Origin of the sequence: Flavobacterium fragile, from assembly GCF_023634865.1 — a bacterium.
Lineage (GTDB): Bacteria > Bacteroidota > Bacteroidia > Flavobacteriales > Flavobacteriaceae > Flavobacterium > Flavobacterium fragile.
Window position 1 is genome coordinate 174,633 of the sequence record NZ_JAMLJN010000005.1, and the last position, 26,414, is coordinate 201,046.

Consider the following 26,414-nt stretch of genomic DNA (forward strand, 5'->3'; position numbering starts at 1 on the left):
AAAACTGAACACTGATTACTGAGGCTGCGCACTAACTTACACTCTCCCCTTTAAAGCATTAAAAACCCAAGCAATAGCAAAAAAACCAACGCCTACAGCAGAGAAGCCCCAACCTGCTACATCGGCATATCTGTAAATACCTAAGCCTATTAACAATAATCCCATTAGAATCATAATAAAAGTGGCCCAAGCCAAAATTGTATTTTTATTCATTCCCATAATTCAGTATTTTTAACAAAAGTTTTGTAAAATTTAGGACTGCGAAGGTACAAATTTTAAAACTTTTTATGCTTTGTATTAATTGAAAATTTTAATCAACATTTCCTTTAATAAATCGTGTTGCGACATTGAGGAAGCGCCTACACCCTTACTTTTAACATCAATATCGCGTAAAGCCGCTACAATAGCACTTACTTTTTTCATGGGATAATTTCGGAATGCTACTTCGTAATCTTTAACAAAATAAGGACTCACTTTTAAAACTTTAGCGGCATTAAACTGCGATTTATCTTTTAATCCGTGATATTGCAATAATTGTGAGAAGAAACCAAATACTAATCCTGTTGTAACTACAATTGGATTGTCTTTTGGGTTTTGAGAAAAATGATCAATAATTTTATACGCTTTTACTTGGTCTTTTTCACCCAAAGCTTTTCGTAACTCAAAGTTGTTGTAATCTTTACTAAAACCAATATTTTCCTCGATATCTTTTGGTGTAAACGTGTGTCCTTTTGGAAGAATAATTTTTAGTTTTTCTAATTCATTATTGATTTTTGATAAATCCGTTCCTAAAAATTCGACTAAAATAGCGGCTGCTTTAGGTTCAATACTATATCCTTGACCTGATAAAACGCGTTTAATCCAATCACCAACCTGATTTTCGTACATTTTTTTACTTTCGTAAACTACTCCGACTTTGTCTAAAAGTTTAGTGATTTTTTTTCGTTTATCTAAAGTCTTGTACTTGTAAGCAAAAACCAAAACGGTTGTGGGTTGTGGGTTTTCGGCATAAGCTTCTAATTTATCAATAGTTCTCGACAGTTCTTGGGCTTCTCTAACCACCACCACTTGACGGTCGGCCATCATTGGATAACGTTTCGCATTTCCTACCACATCTTCCATGGTAACATCGCGACCATACAAAATCGTTTGATTGAAATCGCGTTCGTGCTCTTGCAAGATATTTTGCTCAATAAACTCGGTTAATTTATCAATATAATAGGGCTCATCGCCCATAAAAAAATAAATGGGTTTAATGTTTCCTGCTTTTATATCTTTTGTAATTTGAATTACTTCATCCATTGCTTTAAGTATTCAGTGTTCAGAGCAGTTGGCAGTTTGTTTAAAATAACTATTTTTGCTTTATGCAAAAGTTGAACTTTCCAACGTATTCCTTTCGGTTCAAAAATAGTGAAAATAAAGTGTCTATTTTTGATGAAATCAGAAAAAAATTTATTCTTCTTACTCCCGAAGAATGGGTGCGTCAACACGTAGTTCAGTTTTTGTTACAAGATAAAAAGTATCCAAAATCATATATAAATGTTGAAAAATTAATCAAAATTAACGATTTAAGTAAACGATATGATAGTGTTGTTTTTCAACCTAATGGGGAAATATTTTTATTAATTGAATGCAAAGCGCCCGAAGTTTCTATTTCCCAACAAACATTTGATCAAATTGCGCGTTATAACTTAGTTTTGAAAGCGAAATATTTAATGGTTACCAATGGACTAAATCATTACTTTTGCCAAATGGATTTTGAGAATGAGAAATATGTTTTCTTAAGAGAACTCCCTGAATATTCAAATCAATGAAAAAAATAGCAGTAGTTATATTAAACTGGAACGGATCCAATTTGTTAGAACAATTTTTACCTTCGGTAATTGCATTTTCTGATGAAGCTACGATTTATGTCGCTGATAATGCTTCGACTGATACTTCTATTGAAGTGATTCAAAACCAATTTCCAACTGTAAAAATTATTCAAAATACAGGAAACTTTGGATTTGCAAAAGGATATAATGAAGCGTTGAAATTTGTAGAAGAAGAATATTATGCTTTAGTAAATTCAGATATTGAAGTTACTGAAAATTGGTTGGTTCCTATTTTACAAATTTTTGAAAATCAACCTGCAACAGCAATTATCCAACCTAAGTTATTAGATTTCAAAAAGAAAACCCATTTTGAATATGCTGGTGGTGCTGGTGGTTTCATAGATAAATTTGGTTATCCTTTTTGCCGTGGACGAATCTTTGATACTATAGAAGAAGACCTACATCAATATGATGATGAGATTGAAATCTTTTGGGCAACGGGTGCTTGTTTCTTCATTCGTAAAGACGTGTATCGCAAATTAAATGGTTTTGATGATGATTTCTTTGCCCATCAAGAAGAAATAGATTTATGTTGGAGAGCTTTTAATTTGGGCTACACAATAAAATATACACCAAAATCAATAGTGTATCATGTAGGGGGCGCAACATTAAACGATGGAAATCCAAGAAAAACCTTTTTAAATTTTAGAAATTCATTATTAATGTTAACTAAAAATTTACCGAAAAATCAACTATTTCCTGTCATTTTTATGCGTTTATGCTTAGATGGATTAGCTGGTATTCAATTTATTTTAAAAGGAAAATTCAAACATTGTTGGGCAATTATAAAATCCCATTTTGCATTTTATACTCTTGTAAATCAAATTTATAAAAAGCGTAACGCTAAACAAAATCCAAATTATTATAAAATAAATAGTATTGTTTTTCGTTACTTTATCAAAAATGGCAAGGTATTTGCGAAAATTTTTAACAACAGTTTAGTTTAAAAAAAGTTCTTTATTAACAATTTCAACCTAATTTTGTAAAAAAATATGTATCGTATGAGAAAAGTAATGTTATTTGCCGCAGTGGCTGCTATTTCGCTTAGTTCTTGTGTTTCAAAGAAAAAATACAGCGAATTAGAAGCTAAGAACAAAGAAATTCAGGATTTATTAAACACAGCAACAATTAAGTTAAATACATGTTTAACTGAAAGAGAAGCTTTAGCCCAACAAGTCGATTTCTTAAAGAGAAATAATTCGGACTTAATAAATAATGTGGGTAATTTAACAACATTAACAACTAAAGGTGCTGAAAATCTTGAGAAATCTTTAGAAAGTTTAAAAGAAAAAGATCTAAAAATTTCACGTTTACAAGATGCATTAACTAAGAAAGATAGTGTTACATTAGCTTTAGTTACAAGTTTAAAACGTGAGGTTGGTATTGACGATCCAGATATCAATATCAATGTTGAGAAAGGTGTCGTTATGATTTCGATAGCTGACAATTTACTTTTCAAATCGGGAAGTTATGAAGTTAGCGACAGAGCTAAAGGTGTTCTTTCTAAAGTAGCAAAAGTAATTAACAGTAAGCCCGACTTTGAATGTATGGTAGAAGGTCACACGGATAATGTTCCAATCAAAAATGCAGTTTTACTAGACAACTGGGATTTATCGGTTAAAAGAGCTACTTCTATCGTTAGAGTTTTACACAATGATTTAGGTGTGAGTCCTAAACAATTGATTCCAGCTGGAAGAAGTTCTTATATTCCACTTGTAGATAACAACTCCCCTGCTAACAGAGCAAAAAACAGAAGAACAAGAATTATTATTATGCCTAAAATTGATCAATTCTATGATATGATAGAAAAGGAAATGAAGAATTTAAGTGATGGTAAATAATAGTAAAAAAAAACGCTTTCAAAATTGAAAGCGTTTTTTTTTTATAAAACATCCAAACTTCCTTTTCCTTCACGAATAACTTCCGGTTCATAGCCTGTTAAATCAATAATAGTTGAAGCTACATTATCTCCATAACCACCATCGATAACCAAATCTACCTTGTTATTCCATTTTTCGTAGATTAATTCAGGATCTGTAGAATATTCTATAACATCATCTTCATCGTGAATGGAGGTAGAAACAATTGGATTTCCTAATAGTTTTACAATTTCTCTCGCGATATTATTATCAGGAACACGAATACCTACTGTTTTTTTCTTTCTGAATTCTTTAGGTAAATCATTATTTCCCGGCAAAATAAAGGTATAAGGACCAGGTAAAGCACGTTTTAAAATTTTAAAAGTCGATGTATCAATTTGTTTCACATAATCTGAAAGATTACTCAAATCAGAACAAACGAATGAAAAATTGGCTTTTTCTAACTTAATTCCTTTGATTTTAGCAATTTTTTCTAAAGCTCGAGAATTGGTAATATCACAACCTAATCCATACACGGTATCGGTTGGATAAATAATTAAACCTCCATCCTTTAGAACATCTACTACTTTTTTTATAGCAGCTTCGCTAGGCTTATCTTCGTATATTTTGATGAATTCAGACATATAGAACCGATTGATTAAAAAAAAGTGAAAAACATTATAAAAATAACATTTTCACTTTAAAATCTAAAACTAAAAAAAATGATTTTTACCTAAACAAAGGTATAAAATTATTGTTTAATAAGTTGGATTTCGGCAACTAACTTAATCTCCTCACCTACTAAAACGCCACCTGTTTCAAGAGCTGCGTTCCAAGTTAAACCAAATTCTTTTCTGTTTATTTTACCATTAACAGATAGTCCTGCCTTTGTATTTCCCCATGGATCTTTCATTAATCCACTATATTCTGTTTCTAAAGAAATACTCTTTGTAACATCTTTAATGGTTAAATCACCGTTGATAATGTAGTTTCCTTCATTTACTTTAGAAATTGAAGTACTAACAAAAGTTAGTTTTGCAAAATTGTCCGTATCAAAGAAATCTGCACTTCTTAAGTGATTATCTCTATCAGAGTTATTTGTATCGATAGAATTAACTTCTGCTGAAAAATTGATTTTTGAAGTTTCAAAATGATCGTCTTCATTTTCAATTGTTGCGTCAAATAAATTAAATTTACCTGAAACATTAGTAAACATCATGTGTTTTACTTTAAAACCTATTTCTGAATGTGTTGGGTCTATTGCCCATGCTGATTTTGCCATACTTTTAAAATTTATTGTGTTATTATTTTTAAATTATTTAATTTTTATAAGGTTAAAGGTACTTCCATTACTAAAAGCTCTGTATCTGAAGCCGTTGATTTGATATCAAATTGATCGACATTCCAAATTCCAAATCCATCTTTGGCTTCAAGTTGCTGTGTATATATGATAACTCCTCCTTTAATTACAAATACATAAACCCCATTTCCTTTTTTCTTTAATGTGTAAGAACTAGAAATTCCTTGATCAAAATTCCCCATGTGAAACCAAGCATCTTGATGAATCCATACGCCTTCATCATTGGGATCAGGAGATAGTATTTGCTGAAATTTATTTTTTCTAGCAGCAATATCTAGTGAAATTTGATCGTATCTTGGCGTTACATTTCGTTTATTTGGATAAACCCAAATTTGAAGAAACTTTACCAATTTGTCTTGATTTTTATTAAACTCACTATGAAAAACACCGGTTCCAGCACTCATAACTTGGACATCACCATTTTTAATCACAGTGGTATTTCCCATACTGTCTTTGTGTTCTAAATCACCTTCTAAAGGAATACTGATGATTTCCATATTGTCATGAGGGTGTGTTCCAAAACCTCTACCTGCATCTACAATATCATCATTCAAAACACGTAATACACCAAAATGCATACGTTCTGGATTATGATAATTAGCAAAGCTAAAAGTATGTCTGCTTTTTAACCAACCATGATCTGCATAACCACGAGTATTGGCTTTATGAAGAATCGAATTTTCTAAAAATTTAGAATCGGTATTGGGAATATGATTAAAACCTAATACTTCTGGTTTCTCAATTTCATCATTTTGATTTACCAAAACATTCCCTAAAACTGCTGAAGCAGCAAACATTCCAGTACCAAACAATCCTTTCTTTAAAAAACTTTTTCTATCCATTTTTATTCCAATTTGATAGTACAAAATTAAGACGGTAAAAAACAAAAAACATTGAACTAGATTAAGAAATGAATTTTAAGAATTCTTTGCTAATCTATTTCTAATCTTACTTAAAAATTCAGGTGATATTCCAAGGTAAGAAGCAATGTAATGTTGGGCTACTCTTTGAGGCAACGTAGGATATTTTTTTAAAAATTCTAAATATTTATCTTGGGCCGGTTTTGAAATAGTTTGTATTAATCTATTTTGAGTCGCTGATAAGTTTCGTTGTAAGAGCAACCGAAAAACACGCTCAAATTTAGGAACTTGAGCCAAAAGTTGTTCTTTAGTTTCAGGAGTTAAAATAAATAACTCAGAATTTTCAAGTGTTTCAATATACAATTGAGACGGTTGTTGCATGCTGAAAGAAGCTATATCACTCACCCACCAATCTTCAATTGAAAATTGGAGAATAACCTCAAATCCATTCTCGTCTATGTAATAAGTGCGAAGACAACCTTTATTTACAAAAGCTTCAAAATCACAAACAGACCCTTCTTGTAATAAAAGTGTTTTTTTAGGAACCGATTGTATTACCAGTAAATTTGTAAAAATATTTACTTCTTCATCGGTCAGAGTTACATACTTTTTTACATTATTTAAAATAGACTCTAAACCCATACTGAATTATTTAATTTCTTGATTAAAGGCATAAAATACCTCATTTTTTAACAAACCGCTTCCTCCTCCAAAATGCATTATTGTTTTCGTATTAGGAAAATGAACAGCTGTATATTCTTGAATGGCTTGCTCTTCTAAATTAGGTATACCGCAACTTAATAAAACTACATCGAAGGTTTGCTGATGAATTACATCATAAAAATCATTTATTTTATTACAAATAGAAGCTTTCCAGGAATAATTTTGTTGAATTACTCGATGTAATGTGTTTAAAATCTCAGTATTAGTGCCTACAACTAAAAAATTCAAATCTTGCATAATGATTCATTTTACGCAACAAAATTACATTAAGTTGGATTTGCAAAACCTTAACCTAAATTAAGAAATTAATTTTTTATTAGTTAGTTAAAAGATGATATTTTTCTTTAATGCGTAATATTAATTCTTCAATATAATCAGATTCTAAATCATTTGAAGCAATGTGTTTCCACAATGCATCAATCATCATTAATACAATTTCAGCCTCTAATTCTGGTTTAGAATATCCTAACTCTGAAAATGCTTTTGTTAACATCTCATGACTTGAAGTCATAAAATGCCGATGGTGCATCATGGCTAGTGAATTAAGTGGGGTTATTTTATATTGCATTTGCCAAAAATCCTTATTGTTGAGCACAAGAATTTTTGGCAAATCCAGCAAATTAGAGATATATTCTTTAGGAAATTTATAGGAAACATGTTGGGCCACTAATTTGGTAGCTTGTCGATAACCACATTTCAAAATTTCTTCTATCAGATTATCTTTACTTTTAAAATGTTTAAAAATCAATGCTTCAGACACATTTGCTTCTAATGCTATAGTTCTTGTAGAAGCAGCCTTAGTACCTAATTCTGTAAATACTTTTAAAGCGGCATTTAATATGTCCTGCTTTTTACTCATTTATATTAAAAATTACATTAAACTCGTTCTAAAATAACTGCATAGCCTTGCCCTACCCCTACACACATGGTAGCTAATGCATATTTACCATTCTTTTTGTGTAATTCTAAAGCTGCCGTGTAAGTAATCCTAGCACCCGACATTCCTAGTGGATGCCCTAGAGCAATAGCACCTCCATTTGGATTAATTCTTGGATCATCATCTTGCAAACCTAATGCCCTAGTACACGCCAAAGCTTGAGCTGCAAAAGCTTCATTAAATTCCATTACATCAATGTCATCCAAAGTTAATCCCGCTTTTTTAAGCGCTTTTTGAGTAGCTGTAACAGGTCCTATTCCCATGATTCTTGGTTCTACTCCTGTTACTGCCGAAGCTACGATTCTAGCCAAAGGTTTTAAGGTATATTGTGCAACAGCTTCACCTGAGGCTACAAAAATTGCAGCGGCTCCATCGTTTAATCCAGAAGCGTTTCCAGCTGTTACGGTACCATCTTTTTTAAAAGCTGGTTTTAAATTTCCCAACGATTCTAAAGTTGAATTTCCTCTAATAAATTCATCTTTTGAAAAAACTAATGGTTTGCCCTTTCTTTGAGGAATAGCAACTGGAACGATTTCTTCGCCCAATCTTCCATTTTCCGTGGCAGCGGCAGCTTTTAATTGAGATGCCAAGGCAAATTTATCTTGGTCCTCTCTAGAAATACCATACATTTCTACTAAATTTTCAGCCGTAATTCCCATGGGATCAGTTCCGTAAGTGGCCTGCATTTTAGGATTTACAAAACGCCAACCAAAAGAAGAATCCTCCATTTTAGAATCGGTTCCAAAAGCCTTTGATGATTTAGAAATTACCAAAGGACCTCTCGTCATGTGTTCGATTCCTCCTGCAATAAAAATTTCACCATCTCCTGCTTTGATTGCGCGGTTGGCATGAATAATAGCTGACATACCTGAAGAACACAATCGATTGATAGTTTCTCCTGGTACAGTTACCGGCAATCCTGCCAATAAAGCGGCCATTCTGGCAACGTTTCTGTTATCTTCTCCTGCCTGATTGTGACATCCTAATATAACATCATCTATAGCCTCTGCAGGTATATTTGGATTTCTCTTTACTAATTCTTCAATTACTAATGCCGCTAAATCATCGGCTCTAACAGCACTTAAAGTTCCGCCAAAATTTCCAATAGGGGTTCGTATTCCATCTATTATGTAAGCTTCTGTTTTCATGATTTTATAATTTTTCATAAGGAAGATTAACTTTTCCTCTTAAATGGTTAATTAAAATAGATGTTGATAAAGTAACTGATAATCCAATAAAACAGCCTACAGTAACAGAAGTAAAACGATAAACTGCAGCTAACCAAGTCAGTTGAGTTTGTTCACTTATAGTAACAATAATAAAAGCTACCATAGCTGTTCGGGCAACATTCATAAGATTAAAACCATAACAAATAATAACTGTTATTATAATTCCAATCAACATCAAATAAAGATTTGGTTCATGGATGATAAAACAAACCAAACCTAGTATAGATCCAATTAAATTAGATTTAAACCTTTCTATTGATAAGCGTTTTGCATCTTTTGCTTCGGGTGAAATAACTAAAATAATGGAAAGTAAAGTCCAATACATTTCATATTCGCTGAAATTTAAATACAGATGATATCCAATAAAAAAACCTATTAGACATCTAAACACATAGATAACTAAATCAGAACCTATACTATATCGTATTATTTTTTGCAGCATTTAGAAATTAATTAAGCTAATCGTTCTATAAAATTGGCTGTAGTGGTTGCTCTAACATCTTCTAACGTAGCACCCGGCATTAATTCGGTTAGCGTTAGTTTTCCATCGATAAACTCAAATACCGCTTTATCAGTTATTACCATGTCTACCGCTTTTAAGGCGGTTAATGGTAAATCACAAACGGGAACCACTTTTGCGTCACCATTCTTCTCATTGTGCGTCATAGTGATGATTAATTTTTTAGCTCCAGAAGCTAAATCCATCGCGCCACCCACTCCTAATAAAGGTTGACCCGGTACCGCCCAATTGGCTAAATTTGCCGCTTCATCAACCTGCAAACCTCCCATAATAGCCACATCAATGTGTTTTCCTCTGATCATAGCAAATGAATCGGCAGAATCAAAATACGAAGATCCTTTTAAAGCCGTTACGGGAACTTTTCCAGCATTTACGGGATAATCCATCGCACCTCCACCATCGGTTGGCGCTGGCCCCACGCCTAACATTCCATTTTCTGTATGCAGAATAATTTCATCTTCTTCAGAAATTAAATCGGCTACTAATGTTGGGATACCGATTCCTAAATTCACTACATGCCCTCTTTTAAGTTCTTGTAAAGCTCTTTTAGCCATATTCATTCGAGATTCTGACACTTTTTTACTAGAGGAAACGGTTGCAGAACTACCTAAATCTTCTAAAGTTAAAGTTGCTTGAACCAAAAAGTCTACATAAGAACCCGGTGTATGAATGCATTCCGGTGCAATTTCTCCAACAGGTACAATTTCTTCCACTTCTGCGATTACTAAATCTGCAGCCGTTGCCATAGCACGATTGAAATTTTGTTCCGTCATACGGTACTGAAGATTTCCAGCTGTATCTGCTTTCCAAGCACGAACAAAAGCAACATTTCCTCTAATCGCCGGAATAAAAACTTGTTCTACTCCATTTAATATTTTCACTTCTCTATCTTTAGCCAATTCCGTTCCGGCAGAAGTTGGCGTAAAAAAGCCACCAATACCAGCTCCACCCGCTCTGATAGCTTCGGCTAATGTGCCTTGTGGTAACAATTCGTATGCTACTACTCCGTCTTGGGCTGCCTTTACAGCCTCAGGATTTGACGTAAAGAATGAACCAATCATTTTTTTTATTTGACCATTTCTTAATAGTCTTCCTCCACCAATACCAACTTCTCCCACATTGTTTCCAATGAAAGTTAGATTTTTGGTTTGTGTTTCTGCCAAAGCGTGCATCAGATGAACAGGATTCCCTGTCATTCCAAAACCACCTTGTAGCAATATATCTCCGTCCTTTACCATAGCTGCAGCTTCCTGTAGTGTTATTTGAGGTATCGTCTTCATGTTTTTATTGTGTTAAATGTTGTGCGAAATGAATAATATGTTTCGAAAATTCTTCGGGATTAGCAAGATTAGAAAGGTGAGCCGCTTCCATTACTACCAATTGTGCATTGGGAATTTGTTCTTGTAAAAAAGTACCGTCTGTAACGGTAGTTACTTCGTCTTGTGCTCCGCATACAATCAAAGAAGGTACTTTTAAATGGTTTAATTCCGTTCTAAAATCGGCGTCTCTCACCATGGCGCAACAGGCAACATAACCTTGTACGCTATTATTTTCGAAATTCTGAAGAATTTGCGTTACTTTTTCAGGATATTTTTCTCGGTATTCTTCAATAAACCAACGTTGAGCCGTGCCTTCCAAAATACTGGATAATCCGTGGTTAGTTACTTGAGTAATACGAATATTCCAACCTTCTTCTGTGCCAATTTTTGCCGCTGTATTGCACAAAACAATACCACTACATCTTTCCGGATAGTGAATTCCTAACCATTGCCCTATTAATCCTCCCATGGATAAACCACAAAAAATTACTTTGTCTAGTTTTAGGTAATTTAATAACTCTATGACGTCATTTCCTAATTTTTCCACTGCAACTATTTCTTGATCAATGGTACTTTTTCCATGTCCACGAGTATCGCTACGCAGGATATTGAAATGTTCTTTCAAATACGGAATATTTTCGTCCCACATTGAAAAATTAGTTCCCAATGAATTAGAAAAAACTAAAGTAATTTCCTTTCCATAGTCTTCAAAAAGATAATGGCATTCAAAATGACTTAATTTAATTTTAGGCATTTTATCTTTTTAATATTTGAATATTTTTTGTCCGTTTCATTTTTGTAAAAACATTTTCTAGGAGGCAACTAAAGCTGACTTACATCAGCTTTAGTCGTAATTAATATTATTTAAAATACGGCTTAAGCCCCAACAGAAGCTCTAGATCTGTTGTTTTCACCAGCAGCAATATTTTCTCTATCAACTACCATGTTAAAATCGAATTCAATTTTAGCGAAAGCTTCCTCTTTACCATATTCCGCAGCTTTTTCAGCGGGGATTCTCACTACTGGTGGTACTAAATCTTCACGAGTTGCAAAAGCAAAATCGTCGAATGTTAAGGGATCACCTTCAATATTAATTTGGGTAGTTAATTTTCTAAATCCAGGCGCTGTTACGAAGAAGTGAATGTGAGCTGGTCTTGAACCATGACGCCCTAAAAGCGACATTAAAGTATCAGTTGAACCTCCCGGAGGACAAGAATATCCTACAGGCAAGAACGATTTGAATTCATATTTACCATCTTTATCAGTAACAATTGCTCTTCTTAAATTAAACTCCGGCTGTGTGGAATCGAAATGAGAATACATACCTTTTAAGTTACAATGCCAAACTTCAACTTTAGCTCCCTCAACCGGATTTCCGTTTTCATCTTTTACAAATCCACTCATGTATAAACGCTCTGCTCCTTCTTCTGAAACTGTTTCTAATTCTGCATACGATTTAGATTCCGGCGAACCTGCCACATATAAAGGACCTTCGATAGTACGAGGTGTTTTAGCATTAATTCCGGCTTGCTCATCTTCCCAATCCATCATTACATCGATGAAGTGTTCAATTCCTGTTCCAGCGAAAACTAGTCCCCATTCTCCATTTCTACCAATTTCACCTAAGAAATCGCAAGCATGCCACATTTCTTCAGAAGTAATATTTAAATCGGCCATAGCATTAAACAAATCTTTTAATAATCTGTTTACTACTTCTTTTACTCTTTCATTTCCTTGACCTGGAGTTTCTTTAGATTTAATGTAATCTAACACAGCATCGATACGAGCTTGTTCTATTCTTTTCATAATATTGGATGTTTTTTGTGGTTATTGTTTGTATAAAAAATTAAATAATTGTTTCTCTGATTGCATTTAGGTGTTTACATACACTAGTTACTTTGATATTCATGTATGGAAACAATGGCAATGAACTGATAATCTGATGCAATTCGTCTGGACCATCAACTTCCAAAACGGAAATATTAGCATACTTACCCGCCACGCGCCATAAGTATTTCCATTTTCCTGAAGATTGCCATTTCTGAGAGCATTCTTTTTCTCTGGCCAAATAATCCGCTAATTTTTCTTGACTCCAAGATTCGGGGATATTTACCTCCATTTCTACTACGTATACCATTTGATTTTTTTTATTTTCGTTTGTATTTTTCTACTTGATTCATATCCAACTCCACTCCTAATCCTGAACCTTTTGGAAGTTCTAGGCTAAAGTTTTCAAATTTGATTGGCTTTTTAACAATGTCGTCGGTTAATAACAACGGGCCGAAAAGTTCCGTACCCCAATCTAAATTGGGTAGTGTTGCAAAGAGATGTGCCGAAGCAGCGGTACCAATAGTACCTTCTAACATGGTACCACCATACAAAGAAATACCTGCTCCTTGAGCAATAGCCGCTTGTTTGGCAATATTGGTTAAACCTCCCGATTTTGAAATTTTTAAAGCAAAAACGCTAGCCGCATGAAGTTTTGCTAATTTAAAAGCATCTTGAACCGTGGCTGCCGATTCATCTGCCATGATAGGTACTTCAAAATAAGAAGTTAAACGAGCTAAACCTTCAAAATTATATTTTGCTAAGGGTTGTTCAATTAGATCAATACCAGCTTCTTGTAATTTCTTAATGGCTTGTTTGGCCACTTGCTCACTCCACGCTTGATTGACATCGACCGTAACTTTACTATCTTGTCCTAATGCTTTTTTAATAGCTGCAACGTGTTGTACATCTTCGTTAGGACTTTTTCTACCGATTTTAAGTTTAAAAACATTGTGTCTTTTTTCGGCAATTAGCTTTTTAGCTTCTTCAATGTCTTTTTCTGTATCACCACTAGCTAAGGTCCATAAAACTGGTAAAGTTTCTGTAATAGCACCACCAAATAAATTGTGTAGTGGCACTCCTAATCTTTTGGCGTGACCATCTAACAAGGCGGTTTCAATACCTGATTTGGCGAAATTATTTCCCGAAACATTTTTATCGAGTAGCTTCATCAGAAAATTAATCTGTGTGGGATCTTGTCCTATTAACAAAGGAGTAAAATAGGTATCGATAGCGAGTTTTATTCCTTCCGGAAATTCATCGGAATAGGAAATACCCCCTATGGTAGTAGCTTCGCCAATGCCTTCAATACCGTCAGATGAAAAAAGTCTGATAACCACAATGGATTGGTTTCGCATTACCGTCATCGATAAATGATGAGGTCTGATTGTTGGTAAATCAACAATAAAAGTCTCAATATGAGTGATTTTTAGTTGTGACATATGTTTGTTTACTTAGTAAGTGTTTTTTTGTGATTAGTAAGCACTTACTTACTTGATTAGCAAAATTATCAAGAAAACATATGTCGGTTATAGGACTTTTATTTTATTACTGCGACAAATATTACTTTATGAAGATTTTGGCTTTACCCCAATGCTTTTTCGAAATTCATTTGGGGTTACCCCTGTTTTCTTTTTAAAAATTCTTGCAAAATAGCTTGGATCTTCAAAACCGATACTGTAACAAATTTCATTAATACTTTTTTCGATGTCGGATAATAAAACTTTTGATTCGTTAATGAAATAATCCATAATGACTTCTTTAGGATGCTGTTGCGCAATGATATTACAAATTCGGTTTAAATGTCCCGTAGTAATATGGAGTTCCGAAGCATACTGTTCGATGGTTTTTTTATAGGTATGACTTTCACGAATGAGCTGTGAGAACCTTCTGAAATGAATGATTGAAGAATTGTCTTTATTGAATATCCTTAGGGGTGTACTTTTGGGAAGACGACTTAATTGTACAATAATTTTACCTATCATACTTTCCAGCATCAATAATTTACCTATATTTTCCTGATGATATTCCTCTATACATTCGAGCATATTTTGAAAAATAACTTCTGAATACGTATCTTTTTTTACTTCCGTTAATTGAAATGTTTCTAGCGCTATAACAGCCTCAGTTTCTCTTTTTATCATGTGTTCTAAAACGACATCGGAGAGACTAATAATCCAGCCTTTCATTTCTGTTTGGTGTTCAAAGCCGTGTTCAGTATTTTTAGGAATTGTTATAAAGGAAGGAGCCGTGACAGGAATTTTTTCACCATTATGAATTAACACTGTACTCCCCTTTATTATTAAAAAAATTTGAAACTGATTATTATGAATATGAGGTTTAATATTGTTATTGAATTCTTTTCCAATAACGCCAAAAGGGTAAATATACACCAAACCTTTCACAAATTCGATAGAACTTTTACCATATAATCCTTCAAAAAAAGTGCGACTAGTACTTTTCATATCCAATTCTTAATCCTTCCAAAAATAAGAAATAAACTCATTAAAAACCAATCTAGTAAGTCTATAATTTTAATTAAAAAAGATATATATCATTTTATATCACTTCAAAAATTCATATAAGTTCAAAAAACACAATCAACAAATTTACATATACTCAATAATTTATAAAAATATTTATAAAATTTTTAATTTTTTATATTTCTTTTTGTATATTTAATCGTAATTAATTTAAAATTAAACAATAGAACTAAATCAAAAAAAATATCAAATTTTAATTTTAATTTAACAATAAGTTAACCTATGTTATTGGTATATTTGCGCCCGCTTCTTAACTACCCCCTTTTAGGAGTCAATATTATTGATTTTTTGCCCGAAAATCTATAAAGTGAATATACCTACACTAATACAAATCATGAAAACTGATGTGAAATTTATATTTACACATTAAAACTAATGCCATGAAAATACTTGTCATTGAAAAAAATGAAATAATAAAGAATTTAATTTTTCATATCCTACAAAAGGAAGGTTATGAAATTAAATTAGCATCTAACGGAAAAGAAGCTTTTGATTACTTATCTGAGGAGGTTTTCAATATTGTTATCACTAACATTCACTTGCAATACTATTCTGGCTTTGAACTTATTGCTCTGATTAAATCTAAAGAAGATCACAAAAAAACAAAAATTGTCGTATTATCAGATAATTTTACTCCTGATAATATGTTGAGATTATATCAAATGGGAATAGATGATATGATTGAAAAACCATTTACACCAGTTGAAATGATTTGTAGAATTGGAAAATTATCAGAATTAATTAATAATAAATAAATGTCTTGATAGAGCTAATAAATAATATACCAGATACTTTGATAGGTATCTTTATTTTCAATATAGTAGTAGTTAATATTGGAATGTTATTGATTTTTATTTATAATAATCCAATTGCTTTTGATGACAAAAAAAATAAGAAAATCAAAAATATCTTCAATGAACTGCTAAGCGAACTCATTTTAAACGAGAACAAAATTGAATTAAAACAAAATCATGTTATAAAACAATTAAAAGTTCTAGAAAAAAAAAGAATGAAAACTATTTTCATTAAAACCTTAAAAGAATATGCAATATTCTTAAAAGGAAAAGAATTTGAAGCTCTAACAGAAATATATAAATCTATTAATCTTCATATCAATGATATTAAAGATTTAGATAGCAATAGAGTAAATTCAATTTTAAACGCATTGGAGAGGCTCAATCGATTTAAAATAAAAGTTGACAGAGAAAAAATTAAGGCGCTTCAAAAACATAAAAGTCCAGAAGTAAGAGAATTAGCAAATTCATACACCCTAAATATATACAACGACTTAGACATATATGAATTTCTTGATTTTACAAACGAACCTTTAACACCTTGGCAACAATTAGAATATTTTCAGTTAATTACTAATAATATTGAAGCACCTGTAATCAACTTTAGTAAATGGATTGATCCAAAATATGATAACTCATTAATACTTTTAGCTCTTGATTTATGTGGACATTATAAACAAAAAAATGCATCTACAGCAATTCAAATTATGCTCAATATTTCCACCGATTCTAGAGTTAGAATTAAATTAATTAAAACTCTTGGAATCATAAACGATACAGATGCTATCGAATTTCTGATACAAATTTTTAAAATAGAAAGTGAAAAAAAATGTAAAATAGAAATCATCAGAAGTTTAGGATATTTAGGATACAAAAATAAAAATGTGATTATATTCCTAGAGAATTTAATCGAAAACGAAACTAATATCTCAATCAAAAAAGCAGCTATAATTGGACTAAATCGAGTAAGTTATTCCTTTACAGCATTAGAAAAAAGAATTTACAATTTCGATATTGAAAAATCAACCAAAGAAGAATTAAAAGTAATATGACCGATATTCTTACACTTTTACAACATTATTTTGAGACTTTTTATCCTTCAAATACTTACAATAACACAACTAGAATTTTAACTATTGGACTGTTTGGTAGTTTAATATTAACAAACGTATTTTCCTTTATTGCAATTAAACGTTATTTATTCAAAAAGAACTTTTCCCAGAGTAAAAAATTAGCTTTAATGAATCATGCTCCAGGAATTAGTATTATCACAGGAGCACATAATGAGTCTTTAACTATTATTGACAATGTACATTCTCTATTATCATTAAACTACCACAAATTTGAACTAATAGTAGTTAACGATGGTAGTAAAGACGATACTCTAGAAAAACTAATTAAAGAATTCGATTTAGAAGAAACAAAATATTTTTTCGAGACTATAATTCTTACAGCACCCATAAAAAAAGTATATAAGTCTAAGAATTTAGCTTATAAAAGTTTGGTAGTAATTGATAAAGTTAATGGTGGCGGAAAAGCCGATGCTATTAATGCCGGACTTAATTTAGCGAAATATGATTATTTTTTAAATATTGATGTTGATTGCATCTTAGATTTTGACACATTACTAATTATGATGGATGTGGTATTGAATGAAAAGAAAAGATGTATTGGTGTGGGAGCAACACTTAGAATGTCAAACTCAAGTTTTGTAAAGAGAGGGACAATTGAAAAAGTCGGAGTGCCAAAAAAATTATTAGTTCGATTTCAAGAATTAGAATATGTACGTTCGTTTGTTTTGGGTAAAATGGCATGGTCTTTTTTAAATGCGGTTCCAAATATTTCTGGTGGATTGGGGTTATTTGATAAAGAGATTGTGCTTAAAATTGGGGGATATGATAATAATTCGTTAGGAGAAGACATGGATTTGGTTTTTAGAATGATTATTTACATGCAAGAAAACAACGAACCTTACTGTGTTAGAAGTGTTCCCCGAACTTTATGTTGGACAGAAGGTCCAGAGTCATTAAAAATTCTTGTAAGACAACGTATTAGATGGTCTAGAGGGCTTGTTCAAATATTAAAAAAAAATAAACGAGTTCTATTCAATCCAAAGTATGGAATCATGGGAATGGTAATTTATCCTTATAACTTTTTTGTAGAATTTTTGTCACCATTCATCGAATTTACTGGTTTTTTGATAATGATTTATTGCTTTTTTTACGATCCGATTATGTTCTTGAATATGCTATACTTAGTTGTTGTTATAATAAGTTTTTATGTAGGTTTAAGTTTTACAGCCGTTTTTTTAGATAGAAAAGTTTTTAAATATTATCAAAATAGCTTTGTAACATTAGGTATTGCAACAATGGCAATTTTAGAACCCATAATGTATCACCCTATTATTTTATATTGTAGCATAAAAGGTTTTTTTGACGAAGTAACTGGAAAGAAAAAAAAATGGGGAGTAATGACTAGAAAAGGATTTAATAATATTTAAGATATGTTACATTTTGCATTTAAAATAAAGATTGGTATCATCCTAATACTAATGAGTTGCTCAATCTTTTCACAAGAAATACTAACAGAAAAGAAGCGAAAGGAAGAAAATCTTCAATTTACTGAAACGGACTCATTAATGAAAATGAGTTCATTAAATCAAATAGGCCTTTCTGAAGTACAGAGTTTCTACAGTGGAAATATAGAAAAAATGAGCACTACTTCACTATTTTATCTAAAAAAATCTAAAAATCTGAAGTTCACTTTTGTAGTGAGAGTTAATATGAAATTAAGAGCTTCCATAAATAGTTTTAAATACGATGCCGAGATGTATGTTAAACATGGTAAAAATTACTATTCTTTTGCTGGGGCAAGTATATCCGATAAGGAATTGTTTCCTAATTACGAATTGTTTTATCAATTTTACAGCAATTTAGGCCGTAGTTGGGAATTAGAAACAGGAAGTAAATTTTTAGCGGCTCAAAATTTCAATCTTGTTACGCCCATCATTGGATTTACTAAAGATTTTGAAAAAAATAGAATTTCTTTCAGAAACTTTCTGACTTTTACTAGCGATAAAATGTATTATTCTAACATAATGCAATGGCGCCATTTTCTCAATGAAAAGCGGGATAACTTATTACTTGTAACTGGCTTTGGCAATGCTCCTGATAGCAGAAATATTGATTTAGCAGACGATTTCATTATAAATAAAACTATTTTTTCAGGATTAGCTTATGAAAAAAACTTTGAAAAATTTAAGTTAACAGTAACCTCTGTTTACAATAGAAATAATTTTAATACGGGTGCCAAATTCAATCAATTCGATATTTACTTTAATTTAATACATAGCTTTTAATAGTATTTGTATTTTGAAAATTCTTCTAATTTTTTTTAAAACTAAACAAAATTTCATGCTTATCACTCAGCTTTTTTTTAAGTCGCTGTTTAGCTTTTTTTACAGCGTCTAATGTAATTCCAAGGATTTCTGAAATTTCTAAATTACTAAATCCTAGTTTTTGTAAATAGATTATTCTTAAGTTAGAATTAGTTAAGGAAGGAAAATTGGTTTTCAAGTAACTACTAAACTCGGGATATTCATTTTCAAACTGACGTTTAAAACTCATCCAATTTTCTTCCGTCATCAGATGTGACTCTAGTAAAGCGTTCAGTTTTCCTCTCTTTGCTTCTAAGTAAAATGAGGAAGAATACTTAATCTTCTCAATTTCATTTTTAAGCTTATTGATTTGAATATTTTTATCCTTCAAATACTCTACCTGATTTTTAAAACTTTCACTAGAAGCCTTTAGCTTGTTTTCTATCTGTGTTTTTTGCTCTTCTAATTCTAAAACTCTATTTTCGTATGCCTCGTTAAGCTTGAAATGCTTCTTTCTTTGAAGATAATAGATATACAATAGCATTATACTGGAGAATACTATAATGATTCCTAATACTCGTTTTCTGGTTTTTAGCTTGTTATATTCTATTTCTGCATCGCTCAACTTCTTTTGGAACTTTGCCTTTTGAATTTGCCACTTCAAAAATTGTATTTGCTCATCGCCATCTGTACTTTTTAAGGAATCTTCTATAACCGCTATACGTCTTCTTAAATTTAATTCATTAACATCATTAGGTTGTAATTTCAGCAACTCTAACTTAAGCAGAATTATTTCTAATTCAGATCTTTTAAAATATGGTTTTAAAATAGCTATATCATAAGCTTGTTTGAGAACTAAAGTTGCCGCATCAAACTTTTTTAATTGCAAATAAATTCTACCCAAAGCAGTCAAGGCAAACATTGTATTTTTATCTTCTTTAAGTATTTTTGAAATTCTAATATCTTCATTTAGAAGTTGAATAGCTAGTTCATATTTTTTTTGTTTCTCAAAAACTAAAGCCTTGTTACCAAGTGTTTTAGCCAATCGAAGACTATCATTAATTTTAATAGCAATATCTTTCGCTCGATCAAAATATTGTAAAGCCTTTGTGAAATTTTCTTTCTTGTAATAATTTATTCCCAAATTATCTAACAAAGATGCCTGATTTGACGAGTTGGACTCACAATATTTTAATGCTAAATTTAAATAATAATCTGATTCATCATAATCTAAAAATGTTTGCATTATCCATCCGATAGTTTTAAATGTTTCCTCAGGTAAAATAATCTGCTTTTTATCAATATTTTTTAAATCCTCTAATAGATCTAACAAAATAGGCTGCATTATTTGGTACTTTCGGTATTTGTAAAGATGGGTTATATAATTATATTTAGTCCAAACAATTAACGAATTATCATTTAATTGAGACGCTAACTTTATAGATTTCTCATACAAAACCTTATCTTTTGACTTTACATTATCTTGAAAAGCAACATAACCATTTGCTAAAAAAGCATAATAAAGGGGAATAAAATTCCTGTTTTTAGAAAGTGGTGTTATAAATTTTTTTAAAGAAGCCGTATCGGATGGGAAAAATTTTTCTTGCTTAATTAAGGCTTTGCAATGGTCATTTAGCCTACCATTTTTTGGGACAATAATTTGAGCATTTACCAAAAAAAAAGAAAAATAGCAAAAAACAAGATAATAAGATAGTTTCATATAATGGCTACTTTGAAGAGCGAAAGTATGAAATATACTTTACTTAATCTAAACTTTTTTAAATTTGAGCCGCTAAATTACAACTGGAGCAAAAAAAATACAGATTGTAAAAGGAGACATTTAGGGGACAATTTTAGAAAATAATTAATTTTACTAAAACAATAATTAAAGTTGATTTTCTGACCACTCCTTGCTTAATCAAAACAAAATTACAACAAAAACTTACTGATAAAATTATAACCAAAATCCTTATTTGATGAAGAAATTTACCATAAAAATGATATTCCATATGGGTTTTAGTCTATCACAGACCTAAAGAAGGTTTTTAACATTAAAAACATGAGCACAAATAGCAAAGCTAATTTAGAAAAGATTTATAAACAAAAAGCCGTTCATACTTTTACGCCTTTTGCATCAATAGATTATTGAGATTAATGACTTGAATCTTATGGTTTACATAATGAAATATGATTATTGACTGAATCCTGAAATTTTGAGAAAAAGCATGTTTAAATTTTAAAAATTATTTTTTTTTAAAATCGATAAGAAATTTATGGAATATCATAGTTTTTGCGTAGGTAAATTTTATAAAAATGAAAGAAATTAATGTAATATATTTATACAAAAAATTTAAAATTATTTGAAATAAATAGTGTTAATTTTATCAATATAAACTAATTCTTTAAAATTTAATAAAACGATGAAACAAACCTCACTTTTGAATTTAATTAATGAATTCAACACCAGAGAGACTTCCCTAAAGCTTTAAAAAATTTAATTACATAATATTTCTACGTATATAAAATATCAGATGATAAAAATCATACAAATAACTGTAATTAGATTATAAATTTGCTCTCTTAAATAGTTTAAAATGTTTTCCAAATCTTGTAATTACGCCATCAAAGCCACCATTTTTATAGCCCAACAATCCTTACAGGAAAATAAAGTAAGTTTTGTTGATATTGCAAAAGAAATTGATTCTCCTACAGCATTTACAGCAAAAATTCTACAGATTTTAGTAAAAGCAGGGATAATAGAATCGGTTAAAGGCGTAAACGGGGGATTTTATATTCCCAAAAGAAAAATTAAAAAAACTTTTTTAGTTCAAATCGTTGATGCTATAGATGGTGATTCGGTGTTTCAGGGTTGTGGTTTGGGATTATCTCATTGTTCAGAAAAACATCCTTGTCCTGTGCATGATAAATTCAAAAGTATACGAAATCAATTAGCATACATGCTAAAAACAACGAATCTAGAAGAATTAGCTTTGGGAATTAAATCAGGAGAAACTTTCTTGAAAACGCTATAAAACTAATTCTTCTAATTTGTAGTATTTTTAAAACTGAAACATCAAATTTACAAAGACATTTCGTCCCATTCTTGGAAGATTTTTCCAATCGGTGTAAGTAGTATAATTGGCATCGAATATGTTTTCAACACCTGTATTTAGGATCATTTTTGATTTTTCAAAAGTGAATTTATAACCCAAATTGGCATTTACAATTGCATAATCAGGCGTTTTGTCTTCTCCATAAAAAGTATTGTATTCAGTTTGTTTGGCATTTCCTCTTAGTTGTAATTCCGAACTAAATTTTCCAAGTCTAAAACCTAAAGAAGTCATGTAATTAAACGGACTCATAAAAGGCAATCCGTTATTCTTATTGTCTTTTCCTAAGTTATAAACGAATTGTCCTTTCCAAATCCAGAAATCAGATAATTGATAACTTACCGTAAAATCGGAAGATAAAATAGTAGCGTAATCTAAAGCGGTATAAACTTTAATTCCATTAGCACCAATGGTCATAGGCGCTACCGAAGCATCAGGAATTCCGATGATATAATCGTAAATATGAAAGTACGATGCTGATAATTTCGTTTGCCATTTCGCATTTTTGAATCCAATATTAGCATTTCCTTCTAATGATTTCTCGTTTTTTAAATTGGGGTTTCCAATGTAATCAAATCCATCAAAACTGTTGTACAAATAAAAGCCATACCCTTCAGAAACTGATGGAGCGCGTTCGCCATAACCCATTCCGAATCCATACGAAATTCCATTCTTGTTGTAGAAATAATTAGTGGAAAAACTTTTCAAGAATCGAGATTTTGAGGCTTGCATTTCTGGATAGAAAATCTGTAAACTTTGTAAGCCGAAATCACTCGCAACATTGTTATTATGAAATCCTAAATTCGTATTGAATTTCAGATTAGAATGGCAATTGATTTCGTAATTATCTTCCAAATAAATTCCAGTGTACAAGGTACGAACATCAGGCCAAGTGTACATAAACATTAAATTTTCGTTTGGATCAGATGGATACATCGTCATTTCGGCAACGGAACGATTGTAAAACGAATTCAAATTGGCTAAAAATTGATGTTTTTTGTATTTTGCATTTACTTTGGAATAAAAACCATAGGTATCACTCCAACCTGGCATGTCCATATGAATAGGAACTTCAGGGCGTTTGGTATCATCCATAGTGTGCGTAATCGTATTGAAATAGAGTTTGGTTTCCCAATTATCGATTGGCTCCAAATTAGGTTTGTAATTGAATTTTACCGAAGTAATCAAAGCTTCCGCTAGAGAAACATCCATTGGTAACGCAGGATAACCGACATCGGTTGCTTTATCAAAAATTACTGAAGCTTCAATGTTTTTATTAGGTGCCAATCGGTAACCCGAAGTTGCAGATAAATTCAATTTTCTGAACTGTGAAAACTGAATTTCTTTATTATTTCCTGCTTTGTAATTTTCGGCATCGCGAAACATTACATCGGTATCTACATAAAATAAACTATCCGCATAATTGATGGCAGAACCTATGATTTTCTGACGATTATTCGTTTCATAACCTGAGTTGACAAAGAATTCCCAACCCGCATTGGTAAATTGACGTTGGCTTCTTTTTAAATCAATCGAACCACCAATTGTATTTCCGTGACAACTGCCTTGTTGGCCTGAAGAAATGGTAGCTTCTGATAAATTCGATACTTCAACATAGGATGTTACTGGGTCCATTTTATCGGTACAAGCGCCAAAGATTCGCATTCCGTCGATGGTAACTACAGTTCGCTCGGTTGCCATTCCGTTGATAATGGGTTCCCAAGCATAAGCACCTCTTTTGATTAAATCTACTTTGGTTGATTTTTGTAAAAATTCATCTAAAGTAGCGAGTGTTTTGGTTTGTTTTTCGTGCAAGGCTGCTTTTGTTCCTACTACCAAAACTTCTTTAAGTTCTTTGGTTTTAAGAGAATCCGCTTCTTGACTAAAAGTAAAACAAAACGAAAGTGACAGAAAAAATACTATTAATTTTTTCATGATATAAAGATTTTAAAAAAGGTCATTATAGTGTCATAACGACCTTTTTTATAAGTAAAAATTAAAATTCGATTTCGAAGAAAATACTACTAGAAGTAACGGTTTCAGAAATTTCTTCTCCTTTTAACACAGTTCCTTCAGCGTTGGCTAGTTGTAGGTTGATTTTCCAATAACCTGTCATGGTTAACGATAATTTCCCATTGTATAATCCGTTAGCAACAGCTTGAGTAGCATGTACGTTGTTTGGAGATGAATGATTTCCCATACTTGGCATTCTTGGGTCAATTTTTACGGTGTAACCATCAACAACTGGGAACGTCATCATGTTTTGCATTTTCCAAACACCAACTTTCATATCGTTAATGGCTACTTTTGGAGTAGTAGGTTCTATTAAAGCTACCAAGTATTTTGTACCATCCGAACCCATAAAGGTGTTTACTTTACGTTTAGTAGAAGCGGGCACATCGATTACATCTGTTGCTGTGTAATCCACACCATTAATAGTATAATCGATTTTTAAATCCCAATATTCTGTAGTATTCTGCGCCATTTGGAACATAATATATCCTTTATACAAAGTTCCATTTTCAGTTACTTTTTCTACTGCTGAATATGGGCACGCATGTGTCATTGAAGTCATGTGCATAAGTGGAGACCAACTCACTTCTGCATTTTTAATATAATTGTTGGTTCCGTTTTCTTTGATTCGTAGGCTAATTTCATTGTATCCTTGTTCTAAACTTCCCATTTTAGAATACAATTCAATAGTATGTGTGTCATTAGTGATTTCTTTAAATTTAGTAATTCCGTCTAATTCATTTACAGCAGTTTCATCATCGTTTGAACAAGACACGAAAGTTAAGGCCATAGCAAAAATGGCTACAATATATTTTATTGAAGTTTTCATTATATTTTTTAATTAAAGTGATTGTAATTAAATCTGAAATACTTGATTTCAGACAAATTTGGATATAAGTTGAGTGGGTTAATTCAGAAAATGAACTAACAAAAACCAATATTTAATTAAGAAATAAATGTGGGTGGATGAAAGAAGGCACAATCATTCAAGTGAAAGTAAAGATTAGAATAATTGTTACCAATAGAAGTTTTATTTAAAAAATAAATTTGTCTAATTTCTATCGGTTGAATTTCCTGAAAAAATACTATTTCAGTTTGTTCGAAAGATATTTTCTTATCAGAAGAATTTTCAGAATTACTTTCGGAAGCTTTTGCCAATTGTTTTGCCAAGTGACACTTTCCGTTACATTTTAATTCCGGTTTGGATTTATTCTCACAAAGGTTAGTTACAATATACTCATAATTCACGGCATACTCTAAAACCGGAAGTATTGGCTTTAGAAACATCAATGCAGTTAATATGACTAGTAATTGTTTCATGGGACAAATTTACAAGAAATAAATTAAGGTCTAGTATGATTTCAGTCATATTTTTTTTACTTTTATTGAAATTAATTTGTGCTTTATCTAAAAGAATTAAAGCCTTCAACACAACTACTTTATGCAGATAGATTTAGATTTATTATTTACTTGGGGTGCTATTGCCAAAGAGTACAAGAAAAATGAAATTATTTTCCATGAAGAGGAATCGGCAAATTTTTATTATCAAATCATCGATGGTTGCGTAAGAATGTACAATTCCAATGACGAAGGAAAAGAGTTTACTCAAGGCTATTTTAAAAATGGTCAGAGTTTTGGTGAACCACCTTTGTTTATTGATGAAGTGTATCCTTCCACTGCAGTAGCCTTTAAAGATTCCAAAATAATAAAAATTTCGAAGGAGAAGTTTTTAAAGATTTTAGAGGAATATCCTTTTATTCAGAAGCAATTCTTGAATTTAATGGCAACTCGAATTCACACCAAAGCCAAAACTACAAAAGACATTGTAAATCAAAAACCAGAGTTTCGAATTTTAGCCTTTTTAAATGCCCACAAAAACCCCGATTGTCCTAAAAAAGAATTGGTAGCATTTACAAGACAAGAAATTGCCAACTTTACAGGTTTACGTGTAGAAACTGTGATTCGAGAGCTTTCAAAAATGAGCAAGACGAATAAAGTGGAAATAATCAACCACAAATTATATTACTGATGTCGTTTAAAACAATTTTTTGGATTCGATTTTCAATTTTT

At 31.4% G+C, this 26,414-nt stretch carries 29 protein-coding genes; 9 read left to right on the forward strand and 20 right to left on the reverse strand.

Annotated elements, in window-relative coordinates:
* Window positions 1–36: 36 nt before the first annotated feature.
* A complete protein-coding gene (locus NAT47_RS07880; RefSeq protein WP_026725732.1) occupies window positions 37–219 on the reverse strand; it encodes a CAL67264 family membrane protein in 183 nt (60 codons plus the stop codon).
* 78 nt (window positions 220–297) lie between these two features.
* On the reverse strand, window positions 298–1,302 hold the full coding sequence (gene holA, locus NAT47_RS07885) for a DNA polymerase III subunit delta (protein WP_250581853.1): 1,005 nt from the start codon (window positions 1,300–1,302) through the stop codon (window positions 298–300).
* Between the two features lie 62 nt (window positions 1,303–1,364).
* Here holA and NAT47_RS07890 point away from each other — a divergent pair, with 62 nt between their 5' ends.
* Genes NAT47_RS07890 through NAT47_RS07900 form a run of 3 tightly spaced genes read left to right on the forward strand, consistent with a single transcriptional unit; the run spans window position 1,365 to window position 3,715 of the window.
* A complete protein-coding gene (locus tag NAT47_RS07890; RefSeq protein WP_250581854.1) occupies window positions 1,365–1,814 on the forward strand; it encodes a type I restriction enzyme HsdR N-terminal domain-containing protein in 450 nt (149 codons plus the stop codon).
* Window positions 1,811–2,821, forward strand: coding sequence for a glycosyltransferase family 2 protein (locus NAT47_RS07895; protein ID WP_250581855.1), 1,011 nt, complete (start codon window positions 1,811–1,813; stop codon window positions 2,819–2,821). Before NAT47_RS07890 ends, NAT47_RS07895 begins: the two co-directional genes overlap by 4 nt.
* Window positions 2,822–2,875: 54 nt before the next feature.
* A complete protein-coding gene (locus NAT47_RS07900) occupies window positions 2,876–3,715 on the forward strand; it encodes an OmpA/MotB family protein (RefSeq protein WP_250581856.1) in 840 nt (279 codons plus the stop codon).
* A 41-nt stretch (window positions 3,716–3,756) separates the two neighbouring features.
* On the opposite strand, the gene NAT47_RS07905 is transcribed toward NAT47_RS07900, so the two are convergent.
* The 14 genes from NAT47_RS07905 to NAT47_RS07970 form a co-directional block, all read right to left on the reverse strand.
* Complete coding sequence (locus NAT47_RS07905; protein ID WP_250581857.1) at window positions 3,757–4,377, reverse strand: L-threonylcarbamoyladenylate synthase; 621 nt, start codon at window positions 4,375–4,377, stop codon at window positions 3,757–3,759.
* A gap of 107 nt (window positions 4,378–4,484) precedes the next feature.
* The gene (locus tag NAT47_RS07910) at window positions 4,485–5,015 is read right to left on the reverse strand and encodes a YceI family protein (RefSeq protein WP_250581858.1); all 531 of its coding nucleotides are present in this window, start codon (window positions 5,013–5,015) and stop codon (window positions 4,485–4,487) included.
* Between the two features lie 44 nt (window positions 5,016–5,059).
* Window positions 5,060–5,935: a pirin family protein gene (locus NAT47_RS07915; RefSeq protein WP_250581859.1), complete on the reverse strand. Its 876-nt coding sequence runs from the start codon at window positions 5,933–5,935 to the stop codon at window positions 5,060–5,062.
* Between the two features lie 75 nt (window positions 5,936–6,010).
* Entirely contained in the window at window positions 6,011–6,595 is a 585-nt protein-coding gene (locus NAT47_RS07920) for a Crp/Fnr family transcriptional regulator (protein WP_250581860.1), read from the reverse strand.
* A 6-nt stretch (window positions 6,596–6,601) separates the two neighbouring features.
* Window positions 6,602–6,913: a hypothetical protein gene (locus tag NAT47_RS07925; RefSeq protein ID WP_250581861.1), complete on the reverse strand. Its 312-nt coding sequence runs from the start codon at window positions 6,911–6,913 to the stop codon at window positions 6,602–6,604.
* Window positions 6,914–6,992: 79 nt separating this feature from the next.
* Window positions 6,993–7,535, reverse strand: a complete 543-nt coding sequence (locus tag NAT47_RS07930) for a TetR/AcrR family transcriptional regulator (protein ID WP_250581862.1) — start codon at window positions 7,533–7,535, stop codon at window positions 6,993–6,995.
* 17 nt (window positions 7,536–7,552) lie between these two features.
* Entirely contained in the window at window positions 7,553–8,761 is a 1,209-nt protein-coding gene (gene pcaF / locus NAT47_RS07935) for a 3-oxoadipyl-CoA thiolase (RefSeq protein WP_250581863.1), read from the reverse strand.
* Between the two features lie 4 nt (window positions 8,762–8,765).
* Window positions 8,766–9,284, reverse strand: a complete 519-nt coding sequence (locus NAT47_RS07940; RefSeq protein ID WP_250581864.1) for an FUSC family protein — start codon at window positions 9,282–9,284, stop codon at window positions 8,766–8,768.
* An 11-nt stretch (window positions 9,285–9,295) separates the two neighbouring features.
* Window positions 9,296–10,642, reverse strand: a complete 1,347-nt coding sequence (locus NAT47_RS07945; protein WP_250581865.1) for a 3-oxoacid CoA-transferase — start codon at window positions 10,640–10,642, stop codon at window positions 9,296–9,298.
* Between the two features lie 4 nt (window positions 10,643–10,646).
* Window positions 10,647–11,435 (reverse strand): 3-oxoadipate enol-lactonase, encoded by a 789-nt coding sequence (gene pcaD, locus NAT47_RS07950; RefSeq protein ID WP_250581866.1) that lies wholly within the window; start codon window positions 11,433–11,435, stop codon window positions 10,647–10,649.
* A 122-nt stretch (window positions 11,436–11,557) separates the two neighbouring features.
* A complete protein-coding gene (locus NAT47_RS07955; RefSeq protein ID WP_250581867.1) occupies window positions 11,558–12,487 on the reverse strand; it encodes a dioxygenase family protein in 930 nt (309 codons plus the stop codon).
* A gap of 40 nt (window positions 12,488–12,527) precedes the next feature.
* Entirely contained in the window at window positions 12,528–12,818 is a 291-nt protein-coding gene (locus NAT47_RS07960) for a muconolactone Delta-isomerase family protein (protein WP_250581868.1), read from the reverse strand.
* 10 nt (window positions 12,819–12,828) lie between these two features.
* Window positions 12,829–13,950: a muconate cycloisomerase family protein gene (locus NAT47_RS07965; RefSeq protein ID WP_250581869.1), complete on the reverse strand. Its 1,122-nt coding sequence runs from the start codon at window positions 13,948–13,950 to the stop codon at window positions 12,829–12,831.
* Between the two features lie 126 nt (window positions 13,951–14,076).
* On the reverse strand, window positions 14,077–14,973 hold the full coding sequence (locus NAT47_RS07970; protein WP_250581870.1) for an AraC family transcriptional regulator: 897 nt from the start codon (window positions 14,971–14,973) through the stop codon (window positions 14,077–14,079).
* Between the two features lie 458 nt (window positions 14,974–15,431).
* On the opposite strand from NAT47_RS07970, the gene NAT47_RS07975 reads away from it, so the two are divergent.
* From NAT47_RS07975 to NAT47_RS07990, 4 genes are read left to right on the forward strand one after another with little or no spacing between them, the layout of a single operon-like run.
* A complete protein-coding gene (locus NAT47_RS07975; RefSeq protein ID WP_250581871.1) occupies window positions 15,432–15,806 on the forward strand; it encodes a response regulator in 375 nt (124 codons plus the stop codon).
* Between the two features lie 5 nt (window positions 15,807–15,811).
* Window positions 15,812–16,897 (forward strand): HEAT repeat domain-containing protein, encoded by a 1,086-nt coding sequence (locus tag NAT47_RS07980; RefSeq protein WP_250581872.1) that lies wholly within the window; start codon window positions 15,812–15,814, stop codon window positions 16,895–16,897.
* Entirely contained in the window at window positions 16,894–18,345 is a 1,452-nt protein-coding gene (locus NAT47_RS07985; RefSeq protein ID WP_250581873.1) for a glycosyltransferase family 2 protein, read from the forward strand. The genes NAT47_RS07980 and NAT47_RS07985 overlap by 4 nt, the downstream gene beginning before the upstream one ends.
* 51 nt (window positions 18,346–18,396) lie before the next feature.
* A complete protein-coding gene (locus NAT47_RS07990; protein ID WP_250581874.1) occupies window positions 18,397–19,203 on the forward strand; it encodes a YaiO family outer membrane beta-barrel protein in 807 nt (268 codons plus the stop codon).
* A gap of 25 nt (window positions 19,204–19,228) precedes the next feature.
* On the opposite strand, the gene NAT47_RS07995 is transcribed toward NAT47_RS07990, so the two are convergent.
* Window positions 19,229–20,941, reverse strand: coding sequence for a tetratricopeptide repeat protein (locus NAT47_RS07995; RefSeq protein ID WP_250581875.1), 1,713 nt, complete (start codon window positions 20,939–20,941; stop codon window positions 19,229–19,231).
* 874 nt (window positions 20,942–21,815) lie between these two features.
* Between NAT47_RS07995 and NAT47_RS08000 the strand changes: the two genes are divergently transcribed.
* Window positions 21,816–22,253, forward strand: a complete 438-nt coding sequence (locus NAT47_RS08000; protein ID WP_250581876.1) for an RrF2 family transcriptional regulator — start codon at window positions 21,816–21,818, stop codon at window positions 22,251–22,253.
* 27 nt (window positions 22,254–22,280) lie between these two features.
* Here the strand turns inward: NAT47_RS08000 and NAT47_RS08005 are convergent, their stop codons facing one another.
* The 3 genes from NAT47_RS08005 to NAT47_RS08015 all read right to left on the reverse strand — a co-directional run bounded on the left by NAT47_RS08005 (window position 22,281) and on the right by NAT47_RS08015 (window position 25,664).
* A complete protein-coding gene (locus NAT47_RS08005; RefSeq protein ID WP_250581877.1) occupies window positions 22,281–24,266 on the reverse strand; it encodes a TonB-dependent receptor plug domain-containing protein in 1,986 nt (661 codons plus the stop codon).
* A gap of 61 nt (window positions 24,267–24,327) precedes the next feature.
* The gene (locus NAT47_RS08010) at window positions 24,328–25,173 is read right to left on the reverse strand and encodes a hypothetical protein (RefSeq protein ID WP_250581878.1); all 846 of its coding nucleotides are present in this window, start codon (window positions 25,171–25,173) and stop codon (window positions 24,328–24,330) included.
* A gap of 116 nt (window positions 25,174–25,289) precedes the next feature.
* Entirely contained in the window at window positions 25,290–25,664 is a 375-nt protein-coding gene (locus NAT47_RS08015) for a hypothetical protein (protein ID WP_250581879.1), read from the reverse strand.
* Window positions 25,665–25,785: 121 nt separating this feature from the next.
* On the opposite strand from NAT47_RS08015, the gene NAT47_RS08020 reads away from it, so the two are divergent.
* On the forward strand, window positions 25,786–26,373 hold the full coding sequence (locus NAT47_RS08020) for a Crp/Fnr family transcriptional regulator (RefSeq protein WP_250581880.1): 588 nt from the start codon (window positions 25,786–25,788) through the stop codon (window positions 26,371–26,373).
* Window positions 26,374–26,414 lie beyond the last annotated feature (41 nt).